The organism is Photobacterium sp. DNB22_13_2, from assembly GCF_052873915.1.
Map to the genome: position 1 here is coordinate 292,718 of NZ_JBNNXU010000007.1, position 17,781 is coordinate 310,498.

At 45.8% G+C, this 17,781-nt stretch carries 16 protein-coding genes; 6 read left to right on the forward strand and 10 right to left on the reverse strand.

Translation table 11 applies throughout. The features are described 5' to 3' along the window. Positions 1-248 precede the first annotated feature (248 nt). Positions 249-1,049, reverse strand: coding sequence for an AraC family transcriptional regulator (locus ACVA58_RS13390; RefSeq protein ID WP_446510933.1), 801 nt, complete (start codon positions 1,047-1,049; stop codon positions 249-251). Between the two features lie 160 nt (positions 1,050-1,209). Between ACVA58_RS13390 and ACVA58_RS13395 the strand changes: the two genes are divergently transcribed. The 5 genes from ACVA58_RS13395 (at position 1,210) to ACVA58_RS13415 (ending at position 6,415) form a co-directional block, all read left to right on the forward strand. After that, entirely contained in the window at positions 1,210-3,663 is a 2,454-nt protein-coding gene (locus tag ACVA58_RS13395; RefSeq protein WP_446510934.1) for a DMSO/selenate family reductase complex A subunit, read from the forward strand. Positions 3,664-3,677: 14 nt separating this feature from the next. Then, complete coding sequence (locus tag ACVA58_RS13400) at positions 3,678-4,304, forward strand: DMSO/selenate family reductase complex B subunit (RefSeq protein ID WP_446510935.1); 627 nt, start codon at positions 3,678-3,680, stop codon at positions 4,302-4,304. Further along, entirely contained in the window at positions 4,301-5,146 is an 846-nt protein-coding gene (locus tag ACVA58_RS13405) for a dimethyl sulfoxide reductase anchor subunit family protein (RefSeq protein ID WP_446510936.1), read from the forward strand. The genes ACVA58_RS13400 and ACVA58_RS13405 overlap by 4 nt, the downstream gene beginning before the upstream one ends. Positions 5,147-5,228: 82 nt before the next feature. Further along, entirely contained in the window at positions 5,229-5,897 is a 669-nt protein-coding gene (locus ACVA58_RS13410; RefSeq protein WP_446510937.1) for a TorD/DmsD family molecular chaperone, read from the forward strand. Further along, a complete protein-coding gene (locus tag ACVA58_RS13415) occupies positions 5,897-6,415 on the forward strand; it encodes a 4Fe-4S dicluster domain-containing protein (protein ID WP_446510938.1) in 519 nt (172 codons plus the stop codon). The genes ACVA58_RS13410 and ACVA58_RS13415 overlap by 1 nt, the downstream gene beginning before the upstream one ends. A 105-nt stretch (positions 6,416-6,520) precedes the next feature. Here the strand turns inward: ACVA58_RS13415 and ACVA58_RS13420 are convergent, their stop codons facing one another. The 5 genes from ACVA58_RS13420 to ACVA58_RS13440 all read right to left on the reverse strand — a co-directional run bounded on the left by ACVA58_RS13420 (position 6,521) and on the right by ACVA58_RS13440 (position 12,966). Next, a complete protein-coding gene (locus ACVA58_RS13420) occupies positions 6,521-7,969 on the reverse strand; it encodes a class-II fumarase/aspartase family protein (protein ID WP_446510939.1) in 1,449 nt (482 codons plus the stop codon). A 120-nt stretch (positions 7,970-8,089) separates the two neighbouring features. Beyond that, entirely contained in the window at positions 8,090-9,580 is a 1,491-nt protein-coding gene (locus ACVA58_RS13425) for a DASS family sodium-coupled anion symporter (protein WP_446510940.1), read from the reverse strand. A 340-nt stretch (positions 9,581-9,920) separates the two neighbouring features. Beyond that, the gene (locus tag ACVA58_RS13430; RefSeq protein ID WP_446510941.1) at positions 9,921-10,823 is read right to left on the reverse strand and encodes a LysR family transcriptional regulator; all 903 of its coding nucleotides are present in this window, start codon (positions 10,821-10,823) and stop codon (positions 9,921-9,923) included. A gap of 661 nt (positions 10,824-11,484) precedes the next feature. Next, complete coding sequence (locus ACVA58_RS13435; protein WP_446510942.1) at positions 11,485-11,991, reverse strand: dihydrofolate reductase; 507 nt, start codon at positions 11,989-11,991, stop codon at positions 11,485-11,487. A 282-nt stretch (positions 11,992-12,273) separates the two neighbouring features. After that, complete coding sequence (locus ACVA58_RS13440; protein WP_446510943.1) at positions 12,274-12,966, reverse strand: helix-turn-helix transcriptional regulator; 693 nt, start codon at positions 12,964-12,966, stop codon at positions 12,274-12,276. 511 nt (positions 12,967-13,477) lie between these two features. Here ACVA58_RS13440 and ACVA58_RS13445 point away from each other — a divergent pair. Further along, complete coding sequence (locus ACVA58_RS13445) at positions 13,478-14,074, forward strand: tyrosine-type recombinase/integrase (RefSeq protein WP_446510944.1); 597 nt, start codon at positions 13,478-13,480, stop codon at positions 14,072-14,074. Between the two features lie 133 nt (positions 14,075-14,207). On the opposite strand, the gene ACVA58_RS13450 is transcribed toward ACVA58_RS13445, so the two are convergent. The 4 genes from ACVA58_RS13450 to ACVA58_RS13465 form a co-directional block, all read right to left on the reverse strand. Continuing rightward, complete coding sequence (locus ACVA58_RS13450; RefSeq protein WP_446510945.1) at positions 14,208-14,693, reverse strand: VOC family protein; 486 nt, start codon at positions 14,691-14,693, stop codon at positions 14,208-14,210. A 345-nt stretch (positions 14,694-15,038) separates the two neighbouring features. After that, positions 15,039-16,295, reverse strand: coding sequence for a cytosine permease (locus tag ACVA58_RS13455; protein ID WP_446510946.1), 1,257 nt, complete (start codon positions 16,293-16,295; stop codon positions 15,039-15,041). Between the two features lie 78 nt (positions 16,296-16,373). Beyond that, positions 16,374-16,772 (reverse strand): allophanate hydrolase-related protein, encoded by a 399-nt coding sequence (locus ACVA58_RS13460; RefSeq protein WP_446510947.1) that lies wholly within the window; start codon positions 16,770-16,772, stop codon positions 16,374-16,376. A gap of 48 nt (positions 16,773-16,820) precedes the next feature. Further along, positions 16,821-17,777, reverse strand: a complete 957-nt coding sequence (locus ACVA58_RS13465) for a carbamate kinase (protein WP_446510948.1) — start codon at positions 17,775-17,777, stop codon at positions 16,821-16,823. Positions 17,778-17,781 lie beyond the last annotated feature (4 nt).

Sequence of the window (17,781 nt, forward strand, 5' to 3'; positions counted from 1 at the left end):
GGAGACAAACGACTTCTCATAAGTACAAGGACTGTACTGTTAACGTCCATCATCTTTCTATTATGGCTTTTGGGGCATTCCCTCAAGCCATAATGTTTCAATAATCTAGGTTATTGATAGCGGGTATTTTGAATAATCTAGATGATCCTTTGTTGGTTTCTAACTTCTTTTTAGAGGCGGTTGATAAAGTAGTCTGGCTTGAAAAATATTACCGCTATTATCAGTAATATTAAGGTTTATAACTAGCTTCATCGCCTGAATCGGTTGCTTTCCGAGATATATTTCCCTGGGGATTTTCCCAGCGCTTTACTGAACATCCTAATAAATGCACTGACCGACTCGTAGCCCAATTCATCTGATGTCGCTTGCACCGAGACATTATCAGATAACCGTTGTAATGCTTTAATTACGTGTAGCTGCTGTCGCCAACGTCCGAACGTTAAGCCAGTTTGCTGTACAACTAAGCGAGCCAGAGAGCGCTCGCTCATGGCAACATATTCAGCCCATTCTCCTACTGTGCGCCTGTCTGACGGATGAAGCCTCAATATGTTGGCAATGGTTTGAAGGCGTTGATCATCAGGGATGACAAAGTTGAGTTGCTGTACTTGCATGGTCGTTAGCTGCTGAATCAACACATCCATGATGCGGTCGCTATCATTATCCGGCGTTTCAAATTGATCAAGAGCTGCAAGGTGTTCTATTAGTTCTCGTATCAGAGGGGTAGTAAATAGTGTGCAGCACTTCTGTGGCATTGCTTGGAGCAGATCAGATTGAAAATAGACAAAATGAAAGCACGACTTTGTGGAGGGCTTGTTGACATGAATTTGCCCTGCAGGGATCCACAAGGCTGATTGGTTTGGCACCATCCAGATACCATCCTCCACTTCGCTGGTCATTGCCCCAAAAACAGGAAGGACGAGCTGATCCTTGTTATGGCTATGTCGATGATACTCCCGACCCTCAGGGTAATCGGTAAAGGTCGCTATGACCACTTTTCGGTCATACAGGTCAGGGTCAAACCCTTTAATCGTACTGTGATTTTGACTCATATCAATCCAAAAAAACCTTGGCTGTTTTTAGCAAGTTGAAGTCAGTATATGCAAATTATACATGCGATGAAACTGATAACCTGCGCTTCAATGTGTTCGTATCGGCACATTGCAAGATAACTAACCTCTTAGTTTTATGAGCAAAAATAGGACTCCCTATATGACTAGCTGGATAGATAAAATAAAAATACCAGAGATGAAACGACGTGAGTTCATCAAGTACACCTCATTATTTGGTGGGGCAGCGGTAGTGGGTACAGGGCTTCCTCTTAAAATGATGGCGGCCAGCAAGGATGATATCAATAGCGCTCCGGACCACACGGTTTGGAATGCCTGTTCGGTCGACTGTGGTAGCCGCTGTACTCTGCAGGTTCATGTCAAAAATGACAAAATCACTTACGTGGAAAGTGACACCAGAGGTGATGATAAGGTATTTGGACAGCACCAAATCCGTGCCTGTCTTCGCGGGCGATCCATTAAGCAAAGGGTATATAACCCTGATCGACTCAAGTACCCGATGAAGCGCATTGGTAAGCGGGGTGAAGGCAAGTTCGAGCGCATAAGCTGGGACGAGGCGTTAGATCTGATGGCTGACAAGCTGAAGTACACCATTGATACCTATGGCAACGAGTCTATCTTTGTCACTCGTACATCTGGCACCCTAGGCCGTCGTGTTGATGGCATTTACCCATTCCAACGATTCTTCAATATGATTGGTGGTTACCTAAGGCACCATGGTAACTACAGTAACTATCAGCTATTCAAAGGTATTCCATGGACATACGGGCCAAAGGATAACAGTACGACAGGATGGTTTGCCTCCAACTTCATGGGCAGTTATGCCAGTGAAATTGCCAATACCGATCTGCAGGTGATATTTGGTTATAACCCCGCCGAAACACGCATGAGCGGTGGTGGTATGGTGTATGAAATTTCACTTCAAGACCGTAAGCGCAAGCAGCGTAAGATTATTATCGACCCTCGATATACCGATTCGATGTTAGGTAAAGAAGATCAGTGGATTCCTATTCGCCCAGGTACTGATGCTGCGCTAGTGGAAGGTATTGCACACGTTCTTATCACTGAAAATCTGGTAGATCAGCCTTTTCTCGACAAGTATTGCCAAGGCTACGATGAAAAAACGCTGCCTGAAGGTGCAGAGAAAAATGGCCACTACAAGGCGCATATTCTAGGTGCTGGCCCAGACGGTATCGAAAAGACCCCTGAGTGGGCATCAAGCATTACCGGAATTTCTGTTGAAACCATCGTCAAACTGGCGCGAGAAATTGGCACAACGAAGCGAGTCTTTATCCATCAAGGACAAAGTATTCAGCGTCAAGCGGCTGGCGAGCAGCATTGTCGCGCAATTACGATGTTGCCTATTCTGACCGGTAATATTGGTTTGCCGGGGACGACGACTGGTGACATTCTCGCTTCCTATGGCTATCCCTTCCCGAACATGCCAACCGGTGATAATCCGGTCACTGCCTCGGTACCAATTAATATCTGGACTGATGCTGTTCATCGCCCAAGGGAGATGACGCCAGATCATGATGATCTGATGGGCACAGAGCGGTTAGAGCACGGCATTAAGTTTTTCTTCCAATATGCAGCAGGTCACTTGATCAACCAGCACAGCGATATCAACCGTAGTGCAAAAATCATCGAAGATGAAAGCATGATGGAGTTCATCGTGGTGGTTGATAACCATATGACACCTTCTGCCCGCCATGCCGATTTGATCCTGCCAGACATAACGATTCTGGAGAACAACGATGTGGCGAACGACTTCTACAACTCGGGTGCAATGGCGACGGTTCAGCCGATGATGAAGGCGATAGAGCCGATGTTTGAGTGTCGCAGCGCCTATGACATGTGTACCGATCTCGCCGAGCGCTTCGGTATTAAAGAAGCCTTTACCGAAGGCCGTACTCTCGACCAGTGGATTGAGTATGTCTACCAAGGTGCCCGTGAAAAAGATCCAGCCCTACCAACGTTGGCAGACCTAAGAAAGAATGGACCTTACCAGGTGCTGGCGCCGAAAGAGGATCATATTGCACTGAAGTCTTTCAGGGATGATCCGGCAGCGAACCCGTTGAACACGCCATCAGGAAAAATTGAGATTTACTCTCCTAGGCTGGCAGACTTGGCAAATACCCGCAAGAAGGAAGAGGGAGATGCGATCACGCCTATTCCCCAATATGTCACGACTTGGGAAAGTTGGCTTGATCCGAAGATCAAAAAGTATCCGATGCAACTGAGTAGCTACCACTCCAAGGCACGTGTCCACTCCACTTATGCCAATGTGCCAACGATAAGAGAGGCGGTAATGCATGCGGTTTGGATTAACCCATTAGATGCTGAGCCGCGTGGTATCAGCAACGGCGATATGGTTAGGATTTGGAACGACAGGGGTGAGACGCGTGTGCAGGCGAAGGTCACGCCAAGGATCAGACCTGGTGTGATGTCGTTAGCCGAGGGGGCGTGGTACAAGCCTGACCGCAAAGGTATCGATCATGGAGGATGTATTAACGTATTGACTAATGCCAGGCCAACAACTTTGGCAAGAGGGAACGCCATGGGAACCATGCTCGCCGATATTGCCAAGGTTTAGGAGGGGAATAGACAATGGCTCAACTAGGATTTTATATCGATACCAGTAAGTGTACCGGTTGCAAAACATGCCAGCTTTCATGCAAAGACAAAAACGATCTGCCTGTCGGTGTTAACTGGCGCAGAGTCTATGAATATGCAGGAGGCTCTTGGGTTAAACAAGCTGATGGTAATTATTCCAACACGGTGTTTGCCTATTACACTTCTATCTCATGCAATCACTGCGCATCTCCGGCCTGTACAAAGGCATGTCCAACCGGCGCGATGCACAAGCGTAAGAAAGATGGCTTGGTGGTGGTGAATGAAGATGTGTGTGTTGGGTGCCGCTATTGTGAAATGGCTTGCCCGTACGGCGCGCCGCAATACAGCGAAGAAAAGAAGCACATGACCAAGTGTGATGGCTGCTACGAGCGGGTTGATCAAGACAAGCAACCTATATGTGTTGAATCCTGCCCACTTCGTGCTCTTGAGTTCGGGCCTATTGATGCGCTTCGAGCAAAATATGGTGACACTGCGGATATTGCACCTTTACCGGATCCATCCATCACACAGCCATCACTGATCATCGGCACCAATCGGCATTCGCGCAAAACCGGCGATACAACCGGTGAAGTTTCCAATCCAACGGAGGTGGGGTTATGAGTGATTTGTCGTTAGTCTTTTTTACCGTTCTGGCCCAAAGCACCGTGGGGGTGTTTATTACCCTTGGATTGGTTGAGTTGGGAGCCAAACCAAACAAAAAAGCCATGAATCTGGCATTCGTTGCCCCGTTGGTGTTGCTAGCGATTGCTGCAATGGCTTCGGTAACCCACCTAGGGCAACCGCTGCGAATGCTCAATGTGATGTTCGGTTTGAAACATGCGTCAGCACTGAGCCTTGAGATTGTCGCGCTTAGCTTGTTCGGCGGTGCGGCGGCAGCCTATGCTGCAATGCGTTGGTTCGGGCGGTATGAGGCCTACCAAAAGTGGTGCTTGATGGCAGCGATGTTATTCGGGCTTACCCTTATCGCTGCGATTACCAATGTATACACCTTGGATACAGTGCCGGTATGGAACAGCAAGTGGACGTTCTTCCAGTTTTTGATGACAGCTGGTGTTGCCGGCCCTGTAGGGGCGGCTGCTTTACTAAGGTGGCATTCCGATAAAATTGGGGATAGCCATGAAAACATGGAGAAAGTGCTGGGCTTGGTTTTTCTGGCTGCGCTGTTTATCTCCATACTGGGCTATGTTGGTTACCTGTTCTGGTTGGGCCACCTCGATGTTGCTGGAAATCCGCTGATGATGATGGGCTACCATCCGAAGTTGGCTGTATTACGGATTCTATTGCTGATGGCTGGTTTGACCGCTGCTGCAGTTTCAGCTCTGCGTGGCAGTAAACAAACGACTTGGGTAACGCTTGTTTGCTTTATTACTGTTATTACAGCTGAGTTATTGGGTCGAGTTTTCTTTTTTGATATCTACATTAATGCCAGCTCTGGGCTGTAGCGTTTTCACGGTATAAAAAATAGTAAAGACAATAGGGTAGCTTGGGTAATACAGGCTACCTATTTTCTAGGAACAACGTGTTATGAATGAGTACCAAATAGAAAAAACGGCAGGATTTCACTTTGCTAGTTTATTCTTTTATCGATTATTTCATCAATCACCTGACCAGCAATGGATAGACAGCCTGAAAGCAGACGCTTTGTTTGAACAATGGCCGCTTGAACTACCGGCGGAACAGCAAACTATTTTGCGCCGTGTGAGCCTGTCACTTGAAGCGGATACCAGTGACTTGTCTCAACAGCTATCACAAGATTTTGCCGATCTTTTTGTCGGTCCAAATCAACTCCTGGCCGCACCGTGGGCATCGGTCTACTTGACGGCAGAGCAGCTTAATTGTGGTTTGCCGACTTTACAGGTCAAAGAGTGCTACGAGAAATTTGGTTTAACAATAGATACCGGTGAAGTGGAGCCTGAAGATCATATCGGACTGATGTTTGCCTTCTTAGCCTACCTGACACAACAAGGTTTGGAAGCGGTTGGGCACGAACAAAGTGCTGATGTATGGGTGTCCGGATGTAAACACTTTTTGGAAGCGCACCTGCTTACTTGGGCTCCTCGATTTCTCGAATTTGTTGAACAGCATGCCAATACTGATTTCTACGTGAGTTGTAGTCAGTTGTGTCGAGTCATGCTGGAACAACTCACGGTTTTCTATGGGGCAGATGTTAAGCCTGCAAGGCTGTTCAGATAATGTCGGATCCCACTCACTCGCCTTCGCGCCGGGGATTTCTAAACCATTTTCGCCCCAAGATCGAATCAGTATTGCCTGAGTCACTTTATGCCAGGCCTCCGTGGGCAAGGGAAAATGCAGCGTTTCTTGTCCACTGTACTCAATGTCATGAATGCATAGTGGCCTGTCCGCAAAAGGTACTTAAAGTCTCTGACGAGCAGGAGCCCGGGTTAAGCGGGCGCCCCATTTTATCGTTGGACCATGGTGTGTGTAATTTCTGCGGACAATGTGTTGAGGCGTGTGAATCCGGTGCTTTGTCAAAATTGCAGGGCCAGAGATTGCAGGTCATAGTCGAGGTAAGCAATCATTGTGAATCTGGCTACGGCCAACCGTGCAGTATGTGCGTTGAAACCTGTGAATCCGGTGCACTATCAGTTGAGCTCAACCAAAAACCACGGGTTGATGCCAACTTATGTTCGGGATGTGGTGAGTGTGGGCTCAGCTGCTACAGTACGGCAATATCCATGGTGAAGCGTTGATATCGCAAGCAAAAAGGCACCTGAACAAGGTTCAGGTGCCTTTAATCTATTAGCCTCTTTGGTTTAGCTCATTGGTTTAATGACTGATAGAGATCTGGTTACTCACTAATATTTACTTTTCACATATTCAACGGAACGTTCAACGATTTGCACCGATGAACCAAGGTAATTACTCGGCTCCATTATCTCGGCAATTTCCTGCTCGCTCAGGTGCTGGTTGATGGAGTGATTATTCTCAATCACATCAAGCAAGCTATCTTCTGGATCCGCTTTTTTAATGGCGTTCTTCACTAATTTGTAAGCTTCAGAGCGCCCAAGCTCATCAGTGAGGTGGTTCATCAGCGATTCTGACATCGCATAGTGATTGGCGGCCCCAAAGTTCTCGCGCATTTGCTCTTCATTGACAATCAAGTTGGCAAAAAGACGCTGGGCACGCTCAATAGACGCCGATGTCACCATGAAGCTCTCCGGAACCACCGACCATTCGAGAATCCAAGGGGAGCCCTGGCGGGCATCGGTGTGGCTCATCATGTCGAGTGCTGCTGAATTATACATCTTACCCATGCGGTAGAACCCACCCATGAACTCCGAGGCACGAGGGTTACGCTTTTGTGGCATGGTGCTACTCGCGCCGCCTTCACCTTCTTGCAGTTCATTTACCTGGGTGCGGCTGAGGTTATTCACATCATCCGCAACACGGCCTAAGGTGGCATTCACCATCGCTAGCGTCTGTACAGCTTCGGCAAAGACATCTCGGCTTGGGTTCCATGGGGCAATAGGTGCATTCAAGCCTATTTCGTCTGCATAGGCTTGCTGAAGAGCCAGCCCTTTATCACCGTATGGCGCTAAGGTACCCACGGTGCTGCCCACCTGAACAGTAATCCGTGATGCTGCTTCATCAAGCCTGTCGATGTTTCGTGCCAGCTCCATCATGTAAGTTGTGAGGTGAAGACCAAAGGTTGTCGGTATCGCATCTTGGCCGTTAGAGCGCGCAAGCATGACTGTTTCTTTGTGCTCTTCAGCTATATCGGCGATTTGCTTGACCAGTTTAACCAAGTCAGCACGGAGTAATTGTATCCCCTCGTGTACTTGAACCGCTGTCGCTGTATCCATAATATCTTGGGTGGTGCTACCAAAGTGCAAGTAATCCGACACGTTTTCATCACCGGCTTGCTTGAATTGAGCGACAAGGGAGCTAATCCCACGACCAACCTTATTGGTGCCTTTTTTAAGCTCAGCATAATCAATGGTCAGGCTTTCACCTGTTTTGGCAATTGACTCGTAAGCTTCAACCGGAATAATCCCCACATCTGCCTGTGCTTTGGCTAATGCGACTTCCGCTTTTATCCAGTTATTGACCATGGCTTTATCACTGAAAATGCGGCGCATTTCAGGTGTGCCGAATAGATCACTATATACTGCAGACTCAAATACACTGATACTTTCTGTCGATAAGTGTTCTTGTGCTATTTCTTTATTACTTTCACTGGCAGCGGTTGCCGAAAATACAGCACATAACACAGCGAAAGCGGTTTTCTTCAGTTTTATATTCATTTGATTGCCTTTCCTTTGGGTGCACAAAACCGCGAATCTGTTTGTAAGATCCACAGCTTTAAAACACCTAAATCGATTAATGATTAATTAGCATTGCTTTTTATTCTGCTTCAATTTAACTTAAATAATGCCCAGTAGGTTCCACCAAATTAAACCCACGGTCATAAAGACAATGAAGCCAGTAATAGCGATAACCATACCGACTTTCATCCATTCGCTATCAGTGTGGAATCCATAACCCATCAATAGCGGGTTACGAGCATGGCTGTAGGTACTGAGGTTACAACCTAGGTTGGTGATACCCGCTACCGCCAAAACAGCAACGAGCGGCGATACACCCAGTGTCATGAGTGCACCGATGATCACTGGCGCCAAGGCAACCACTTTGGCCGTTGCAGAAGCAAAGAAGTAGGCAGTGAACAGGTAAAACGCCATCATAGCCGTCAGGAACATAGTCGCACTTGCCCCGCTCATGCCCGTAGACAACAAGTCAGAAACCCAGTCGCCTACCCAAGCTGTAAAACCAAGTGCTTTAAGTTGACCCGCCATCCCCATTAGTACGGCAAACCAGATGAGTGTATCCCATGCCCCTTTTTCTGATTTAATGTCATTCCAAGAAAGTACGCCCATTAATAGCAAGGCGGCCAGTCCGATAAATGCAGCAGAAGTGGAGTGTAGGCCAAGTGTTTTACCTCCAACCCACATCACAATCAGAGCGATAAATACGCCAACTAATTTCCATTCACTGAATGACATGCCACCCATTTGCTTTAGTTCTTTTTTAGCAAAAATAGGAGCTTCTGGTGTTTGTTTGGTTTCTGGCGAAATCACGCGGTACAGCACAAATGGCATGACAGCCAAAAGCGCTAATGCTGGCAATAACAAGTAGAAAGCCCAATCTGCGAAGCTAAGGGTGATGCCAGCAACGGTTGATGCGATACCGACCAGTGCAAGGTTTCCGGCAAAGCCAGTTTGGAAGCCAACGGCAGAGGCATCGTTCATCGCACTAGAGCTGGAAATTAAATACTTGCCTAGCTTTTTGTCAGATTCGTTGATGGTCTTGGCAAGGGAGTTAGCAATAGGGGAAACAATCGCCGCACGCGCGGTATTACTTGGCGTTGCGGGGGCAATAAGAAAGTCGGCGATGCCTAAACAGTAGGCTACCCGTAGTGAGGAATGTCCGAATTTGCTCAGCAGTAATAATGCAATGCGTCGGCCTAATCCAGTTTTTGCAAAGGCTCTTGCAATCATAAAGGCAATAATAATGAGCCAAATGAGTGAGTGGTTAAAATTACTCAGTGCCGTTTCAATCGTTTCTTTCGCGGTTGTTTCACCCCCCGGCCTTAATAGGGTGTAAATAGCTAAGCTGATAATCGCGATTGAACCTGTCGGTAATACGTTTGCGACAATAGCGGCAATGGTCGCAATAAAAACAATGGCGGTTTGATAAGCGACAACATCGAGGCCGCTGGGTGGGCTAAATTGCCATAAAAGGGTACTGATTAATAAAATAAGACTTAACGGAAAGACTTTCGCAACAATGAATGGCTCAGAGTTAACGGCTTTACCTGCTAACCCTTCAGGCTCTGGGGTTGCGGTTATGTGACTCATATATATCCCTCTATATTATTTTCACCAGTTAGGCAGTGTGCTATTTACCGCCATTGCGTGAAAAAATAGCAACCGGGATTTCTTTCAACAATCGCAATTAAAACAAGCACTCTTGCATCAAATACAACTATTACTGTCCAATTAATGCCTTCATCTGAAACATGTATTGATGTAATGACTAACCATCTGATTAAAAAGCAAAATGATGTGAAGGAAACTGCTGGCTTACGTGCGCATATACCGTAAGTTCGCTCAGTTAAGACTGATTCGTAAGCCAAGAAAAGTGCGGAAATGAGAGCTAGCGCAAACTAGCCCTTAGTGGTTAGAAAGGAGGGGGATGCTAAAAACCATGTTTATTCTTATATTCGGCGGCCACGGCTTGTATATTCTGTTTAAATAACTGAGATGCTTCAGAAAGCTCAAAGTTAGTTGGTTCAAAAAAAGCAAAGTCGAACATAAAGTCGGTGTTGAGAGGCACAATAGAGACGTTCTTTTCGCCCAAGCTATGGGCGGTAAGTGGGTCGCCAATGGTATATCCATATCCTGATGCCACAATGCTACATGCGCTATAAGACGTTGCGACTTCAATCACAGGCTGACTTTCCCGGCCTTCAGTGTGATATAGCCCCTCGATATCTTTTGCTAGTAGAGTGTCTTTGATCATTGATACCATTGGCATACCATCCAGATCGGATAACGTAAGCTCAGAGCGCTTTGACAAAGGATGGTTATACGGCAACACAACAACGGTTGGCAGTGAGCAAAACGTCTCGGTCACAATTGCGGGGTGTCTAGTGGGTACACGTCCCAAGCCAATATTAAACTGGAAGCCCGCCACCCATTTCTCCAACGTCCTCATTGCTTGTATCTCAACGTGTACTTGCAAATCTTGACGTTGCTGGCAAGTCCGCGCAACGGCTGGCGAAAGAATATGCCTGACCAAACGCGGAATACCGACGACTCGCAATTTCGTATTTTCGTTACGCTTAATGTCTTCGATAATATCGGGGATGTTATCGAAACCATATAAAATACGGCGAACCTCTTTGTAAAACGCCTCACCTTTGGCTGTAGGTTTTAGACTGCGCTTTTCACGGGAAAAGAGTGCAAAGCCGATTTCAGCTTCTAGCTGGCTGAGCTGACGGCTTGCCGCCGATTCACTCAAACAATGTTGGTCGGCTGCTTTGGCTAACGATCCCTTTTCCATGATAGTCGCGAAAATCTGTAATGACTTCAGATTCATATATCCATACTCTTAGACTTTTAACGCCAGTAGAATATACGAAATAGAGAGGTAAGGGCAGGGGAAGCCAGAAGGCTATCGCATCTTAAGCAACTGACGTTGGGATGTGATTCAAATAGAGTAATATGGGGAGATCATATTCACACTCTTAGTGAAAGACTTAAGCCCATATAGAGGAAGTACACGGTTACTTTCTCTGAGTTGGCTGTGGCTGTGTTTAAGACAGCGATGAGGACTTGGCCTGTATAAACTAGATTCAATTGTAGGCTTGAATCGTTTTTGCCCCTTTCCTTGTTTCAGCTTGCTGACAGTTAACTTCATCTAAGCGTTATTTGACTTACTTTCTCTCATGTCAGTGACGAGATCCTCAAGATGCAAGAAATTACTAATTTTTAGTTGGGTCAGAATGCGGGTAGCAGGTCAGAGCCTGAGAAGAGGTAAAAAGCAACCCCAGAATTAGTCCGCATCCTTACTATAACATTAGTAATGGTGGGCCAAATGTAATACTAACCATTACAATGCTGAGCCTTAACGACTTCTGTTTTTTTAAAGTCAGCGATTGGAATTTCTGGCTTCATAAGACCCATCAACAGGCTAATGAATCAGACATAGTTTAATCCATTAACCTCCATAAACTTGTTGATAAATAAAAACAGATGAATTATTTATCAACTTTATAAGTAATGGTAGATCCGCCTTCCCAGAATACACGATCTACTTCTGTTTTAGCGATATTTCTCCATGAGTCAAATAGAATATCGCCAGGAGTCAATACGTTGTCTGTGTAGACAACAACCATTTCATCAGCATATGGCAGGAATAATTCCCATGTGGTTTTTCCGCCTGTAACAAGCAGCGTTTCGTCACTATCACTGAATTTCTCGACCAGTTGTTTAAAATCAGTCACAACCTTCGCATTGTTGTTTCCCATGAGATCAAAATCTTCATCCTGAGATAAAACGTAGATGTTCATTCCTTCTACTTCGTTGGCGTAAAAGGCTGGATAGGTAATACCTCCGCTGGCGATATTCTCACCGTAGAAAAGTCGACCTAGCTCTGCCTCAAAGTCTTTCCCTTTTGGCCATTTTGCTACCCTGTTTTGCATATCCTGAGGATCTTTGCAGCCAATCATATTGCTGTCATCGGTCATAAATACTAGTCGGATCATGAAACGCTCCTATATTTGTTGTTTGTAAAATGTTTTATAAACGCAAAGTGCGTCTGCTATTGCATTATGAAATTAAGAACACTGTGTATTTTAAGAAGGCACTCAATATTCAGATTGAGATATTCTCTTTAAGTAAAATTCTTCAAGTCCTGTTACTATGAAATAACTGGCGATACTGGACTCTCATCTGCCTTAAGTACCTGCCTGCATCACCACATGACTGCTCTAAGTGCAATGCCCATCACAATGGCGTACGCTGTAAGTACACAGGGGTAAATACGTTTAAACTAAATGGCTATTGATGCACAGTGAAAGACAATGCGGCAAAGATTTAGACTCTGTCAGGCTGAATGCTTCTTCAAGAACCGACAATTGTTCGATTCGATCGAGATGAAAGTGGCGATAATCATCACTTTGTTCGCACCATGCCACTAATGTCCAGTTGTTTCCCCAGAATATCTGCCCTAATGGCTGCAGTACGCGCTCAGTCACAAGGCCATCTTCAGTTATGTAATGAACTGAAACTTTATGTTGCTTATCAATTGCATGCCTTAGTAACTGCCCCCGCTTGGCGATATCAGACGGAATATGATTGTCAGCAACAGCCATCGGGAAGGACTCGATTTGCTTCTTTACTCTGTCCGGCAGCACTGACTGTATTTTGGTTGACGCACTTTGAGCGGCTTTTGCAAGTTCTTCGTCTGACCAAGCTCGAACCATGCGCATACCCAGTTCAAACGCTACCATCTCTTGCTCTGTCAGCATCAAAGGAGGCAGGTGTGAACCAGCTTGTAGCATATAACCTACTCCGGTTTCTCCCTGAATGGGAACACCGGAATTTTGCAGGGACTGAATATCGCGGTAGATAGTCCGTTCACTCACATTCATTACTTTCGCAAGCTCAGTTGCGGTAACGGCATAGCGCTTTGAGCGTAGCACTGTCAGCAGGTCAAAAAGTCGTTCTGATTTACTCATATCAATTTCTATCCACCCGAACTTAGGGAATTCCATTTATTTTAATTACTTGGTGATTAATAGCTAACGATTCAAAACCGATAAGTGACTTTGCTCGCCAGTCGTTCGTGCAAATCAATTGTTCAGTCGAGCGCGGATATTTTTTACAACTACTGTCAGTTATTTTTAATGAATGTTTATAGCTCTGCTCAAGAGGCGTCTTCTCTCTGACCATGTCGTTGGCGTTGAAATAATAGTATCTGACAGGAGTGTCAGTTTCTGTCAGTAGTGTGGACAAATATTCTATTTTTAAACGCTGTCTGCATTTAAGGTGTTGATTATATTTGATTTTTATGGGGAAATTTGTTTTTCAAAAATTCTATCTATATTCTTCAAGGAAAGTTGCCTCAAAGTCGGTGAGCTATTTTATAGCGTTAGTGTTAACTCATTTTGTCCATGACTTTCCTAGCTAGAGTGTCCCGCTAGCTTTCCTAATATCCTAGTTGGCCAATAACATTCGAAGGAGGTCTACATGAGGAAGCAATCATCAAGGGCATGTAGCGGCATAAAAAGGCCATTCAAGCTTGAAGAAATCTGGCGAATCAGAACTCGATTAGAGCTTGAAAACGATTTGATGCAGCTTGCACTGCTTAATCTGGCAATTGATAGTAAATTGAGAGCCAGCGATTTACTTCAACTCCACGTATACGACGTATCATCCCAAGGAGTGATCTACGAAAGGGTGCAATGCATCCAGGAGAAAACTGGTACTGATGTGCATTGCGAGATCACGCCAAGAACGCAGCAAAGTATCAGCCAATGGATCTATTCAGCCTCTCTAGAAGCAAGTAATTACCTTTTCCCGAGTTCTCGACGAAAGGGGCAACCTATAAGCTACTCTTTTTATCGTTCAATAATCAGGAGTTGGGCGAGCAAACTGGGGTTGAATGCAGATTATTATGGAACGCATTCCATGCGTCGCACTAAAGCCACATTAATCTACGCTCGGACAAAGAACATCAGGGCAGTGCAACTCTTGTTGGGGCATTCTAAGTTAGATAACACTGTTCGTTACCTTGGCGTTGAGTTGGAAGACGCTCTGAGGCTTTCAGAACAAACCGACTGCTAGAGATAGCAATTCAGGCTTTTCTATGTGCTGAAAAGTCTGTGCCCCGAAATGTATAGTGTCAAACCAATAGGGCTGACACAACGTGCCAGCCCTTTTAGATTTTAAATGTTACGCTGAAGCGGAAACTTTGAGTTTACTCGTAATCTGACGCGTAAGTTTCTTCGTAAGTGTGCGAGTAAAGCTCGAATAAGTTGCCAAACGGGTCTTCTAGATAAACCATTTTCGCTTGCTTGCTGTCATCTTCTGGGTGGTAACGCATGATGTCCATGCGAACCTTACCGCCAAACTCTTCAGTGCGTGCAATCACACCTTCGAAATCATCAGTTTGTAGGCAGAAGTGGAAAATACCAATGCGAGAAAAATCAACTTCGTGTCGTTCTTGGCGTTCTTTCATTTCGAACAGCTCTACACCAATTCCGTCATTTGTTAATAGGTGGGCAATGTTAAAGCCTTTAAAGCCTTCACCGAAAACAGCAATACACATGCGGCCGATAGCGGTTTCGCGCTCTTCTTCAACCTGAGTGTTGTTCATGACAATCTTAAGACCTAGCGCTTTAGTATAAAACTCAACCGCTTTATCCATATCACCAACCATGATACCAATGTGATTCATTTTCATAACTTGCTCCAATTCAATTCTTATGTTGCTTATTTAAGTGAACTGCATCTGTAATGCGTTTCGATGGGAGAAGTATATGGATAACAACCTAGAATTAAAAATTATCAAAATTTATTTTTTTGATAATTATTTGTTATGATTGGGTGTCGTAATTATGTCTCTATGCGGCGATACCTTTAGCTCGTTTTTGTCCAATTATGTTTTACTCGTGAAGGTGTGACACATAATTATCAATCAATTATACCTTTCACTTAATAATCATTTCTTCGCTACAACTCAAAAGATTCCCTCAACAATGCTAAGGGAATCTGGATTAAGATTGATTGTCTAGGTTTATCCTATTGATTATGCCTGCTTGGTTTCTAGCTTATTTTTGGAGGTGACAATTCGAGAAACTAGGAAGTATCCGAGTGATGCGACCAAAATAGAATCTAATGACGGGATACCCGTGAGGGTGAACCAACCATTGACGGTACAAAAACCAACAAGTGAACCGACACCCCAAGCAACAAACGTGTATGGCTTAATGGCCGGATCGTTTTCCAGACTTACTTCGTCATAGCCTTTACGGCGATTGATAAAGTAGTCGGCAATATAGATGCCTGATATTGGTGGAGTGGCAATACCAAGGAACAATAGGAATGGAATAAACCATGCCATGATGTCCATGCTGCCGACGATAGTCGCAAGAATACCCAGTGCAACGGTTATCTTCCATTTAGGGAATTGAGAGAATAAGGTTGAAACAACGAGTGTGCCTTGGAACATATTTCCGGCATTACCAGTGATGCAGGCGAAAACCAACAAAATAGCAGCTGGAAGCGTGGTACCAATGACCGCCATTGCTGTTAGTAGTGAACCTTCTGAGGTCATTGAGCCCGGAACCGCACCGACCAAGAACAACACCGGATAAGCTAAACCAAACGTCAGGATACCCGCGAGTATGGCGTGTTTACGGTTGCGTACAAAGCTGCCAAAGTCAGGAGAGGTTGCGACCAGAACAATAATGGTACCCACTACTGAAGAGACTGCGGCGCCAAAGCTCAAGCTACTGAGTTTCTCTGCCACAGAAACGGAGCTGTTAAGTGCCAAGTACAAGATAACAAACATCAACAGGGCAATGATTGGCACTGCAAATTTTGACACTTTCCCCAGCGCTTCAAAACCAAAGGCCGTAGAGGCAACGAAAATGACACAGCCAACTGCAACGATAACTGGAACGGGTAGATCAAGGCTGAACTGGGTTGCAAGCAGATCGTGCACACTATGGCCAAACATATTGGCAGTAACGGCTATCCAGCCAAAGAGGCTGATGGCCATAATAATATTGATGGCCGTTGCCCCTTTGCTACCGAAGGAGTATTTCACGATACCGTAGGTGGGCAAGCGGGCTTTTTCACCAATGGATATGTTGATGACAGCTAGTACGGTTAAGATAATGCTACCCACTGCGATAACAACAGCAGCAGTACCTAAATTTAATTGGCTACCCAAACTTGAGGAGGCCAGCAATACTGGTGTCACAAGTATCCCCAGCAGGATCATTGCTATTTGGAAGCCAGACGCAGTATTGGATAAATCCGTTTTATTTCTACTACTCATATGATTATGCCTTTCGTTCACGATTTAATTCGGTTTGAGATGTTCCATGGGCAATAACGTGATGGTGTACTGTTGTCTTTATTCTTCCATCACGTTTTGGGCTTCGGTGTAGCTGCGCCAGCCACCGGTTGCGGTGATTTCACGTTGACCCTCGACTAGCCAAGGTTCGCCAAGAACGCCCAACACTTCAGAACCATCGGCTAGTTTCACTTTGCCGATAGATAACCCCGCAGGTTCATTGCTAAGTACAGATGCGAAGGCTTCCATTGGTAGCTCCCAAACTTCAAGCTCAACACTGTTGCTTGCTTCTATGGTGCGGATCATCGCAGGGTGGACATCATTGATAGACCACAGGCGGTAGTGGTTGTCGGTTTTGTCTTCACGAATGAATGTCCCGCCAACATTGGTAAGGTTTGGGTTTAGCTCAAGGCCGCGCATCAAGGTGCCGTTTACGGCTAAAAGGGTAGTGTTTGACATCAGGTGTACTCCGTTAAAAGGGGCCCGGTCATGCCGGACCCAATTGAATTAGTGGTTGTTGCGAATCCAAGTACCTGTCGTACCATCAATGGCTTGGATTAATGTGCTGGCTTTGGTGATCACACCTGCGCCGATGGGGTTACCGTCAAGAAATTGAAGCAGAGCATCAACTTTGGGCTTCATTGAGCCTTCACCAAATTGGCCTTGTTCCCCTAGTGCTTTGGCATCACTTGGCGTGAGCTGATCGAGCCATTGTTGCTCGGGAGTACCAAAGTTGATGGCGACTTTCTCGACGCCCGTCGGGATGATCAGCATGTCGGCCTGCAACTGTTTGGCAAGTAACGCGGAAGAAACATCTTTGTCGATTACCGCTTCGACTCCGATCAAGTCCCCACTTTCATTGCGCTCAACCGGAATACCACCGCCGCCGCCGGCAATAACCAATGAACCGCAATCCAGTAAGGTTTTGATACTTTCGAGTTCAATCACTTCCTGCGGGCTTGGGCTGGCAACACAGCGACGCCATCCACGGCCAGCATCTTCCATAATGTGCCAACCTAGCTCTGCAGCATGTTTCTCGGCTGTCGCCTTATCCATGAATGAACCGATGGGCTTATTCGGTGCCAGGAAAGCCGGATCTTGCGGATCAACACGAGTTTGAGTTACCAATGTGACTACTGGGCGAGCCAGTCCACGGCGTTGTAATTCATTGCTCAATGCTTTTTGGAACATGTAGCCGATCGCGCCTTGGGTATCTCCGACGGCATAGTCGACCGGAACTGGGGCAACTTCATGGGCAGCCAGTTCTGAGCGGCGCAGAATAAAGCCGACTTGCGGGCCATTGCCGTGAGTGAGCACCAGATCCCATCCACGCTCGATTAAATCCACCAGGTAACCAACGTTATTGGTTACGGTTTGATACTGATCCTGAATAGAGCAATGTGCGTTATCGTCAATCAGGGCATTGCCACCGAAAGCCACAACAGCTAAAGGTTTTTTATTCATCTCT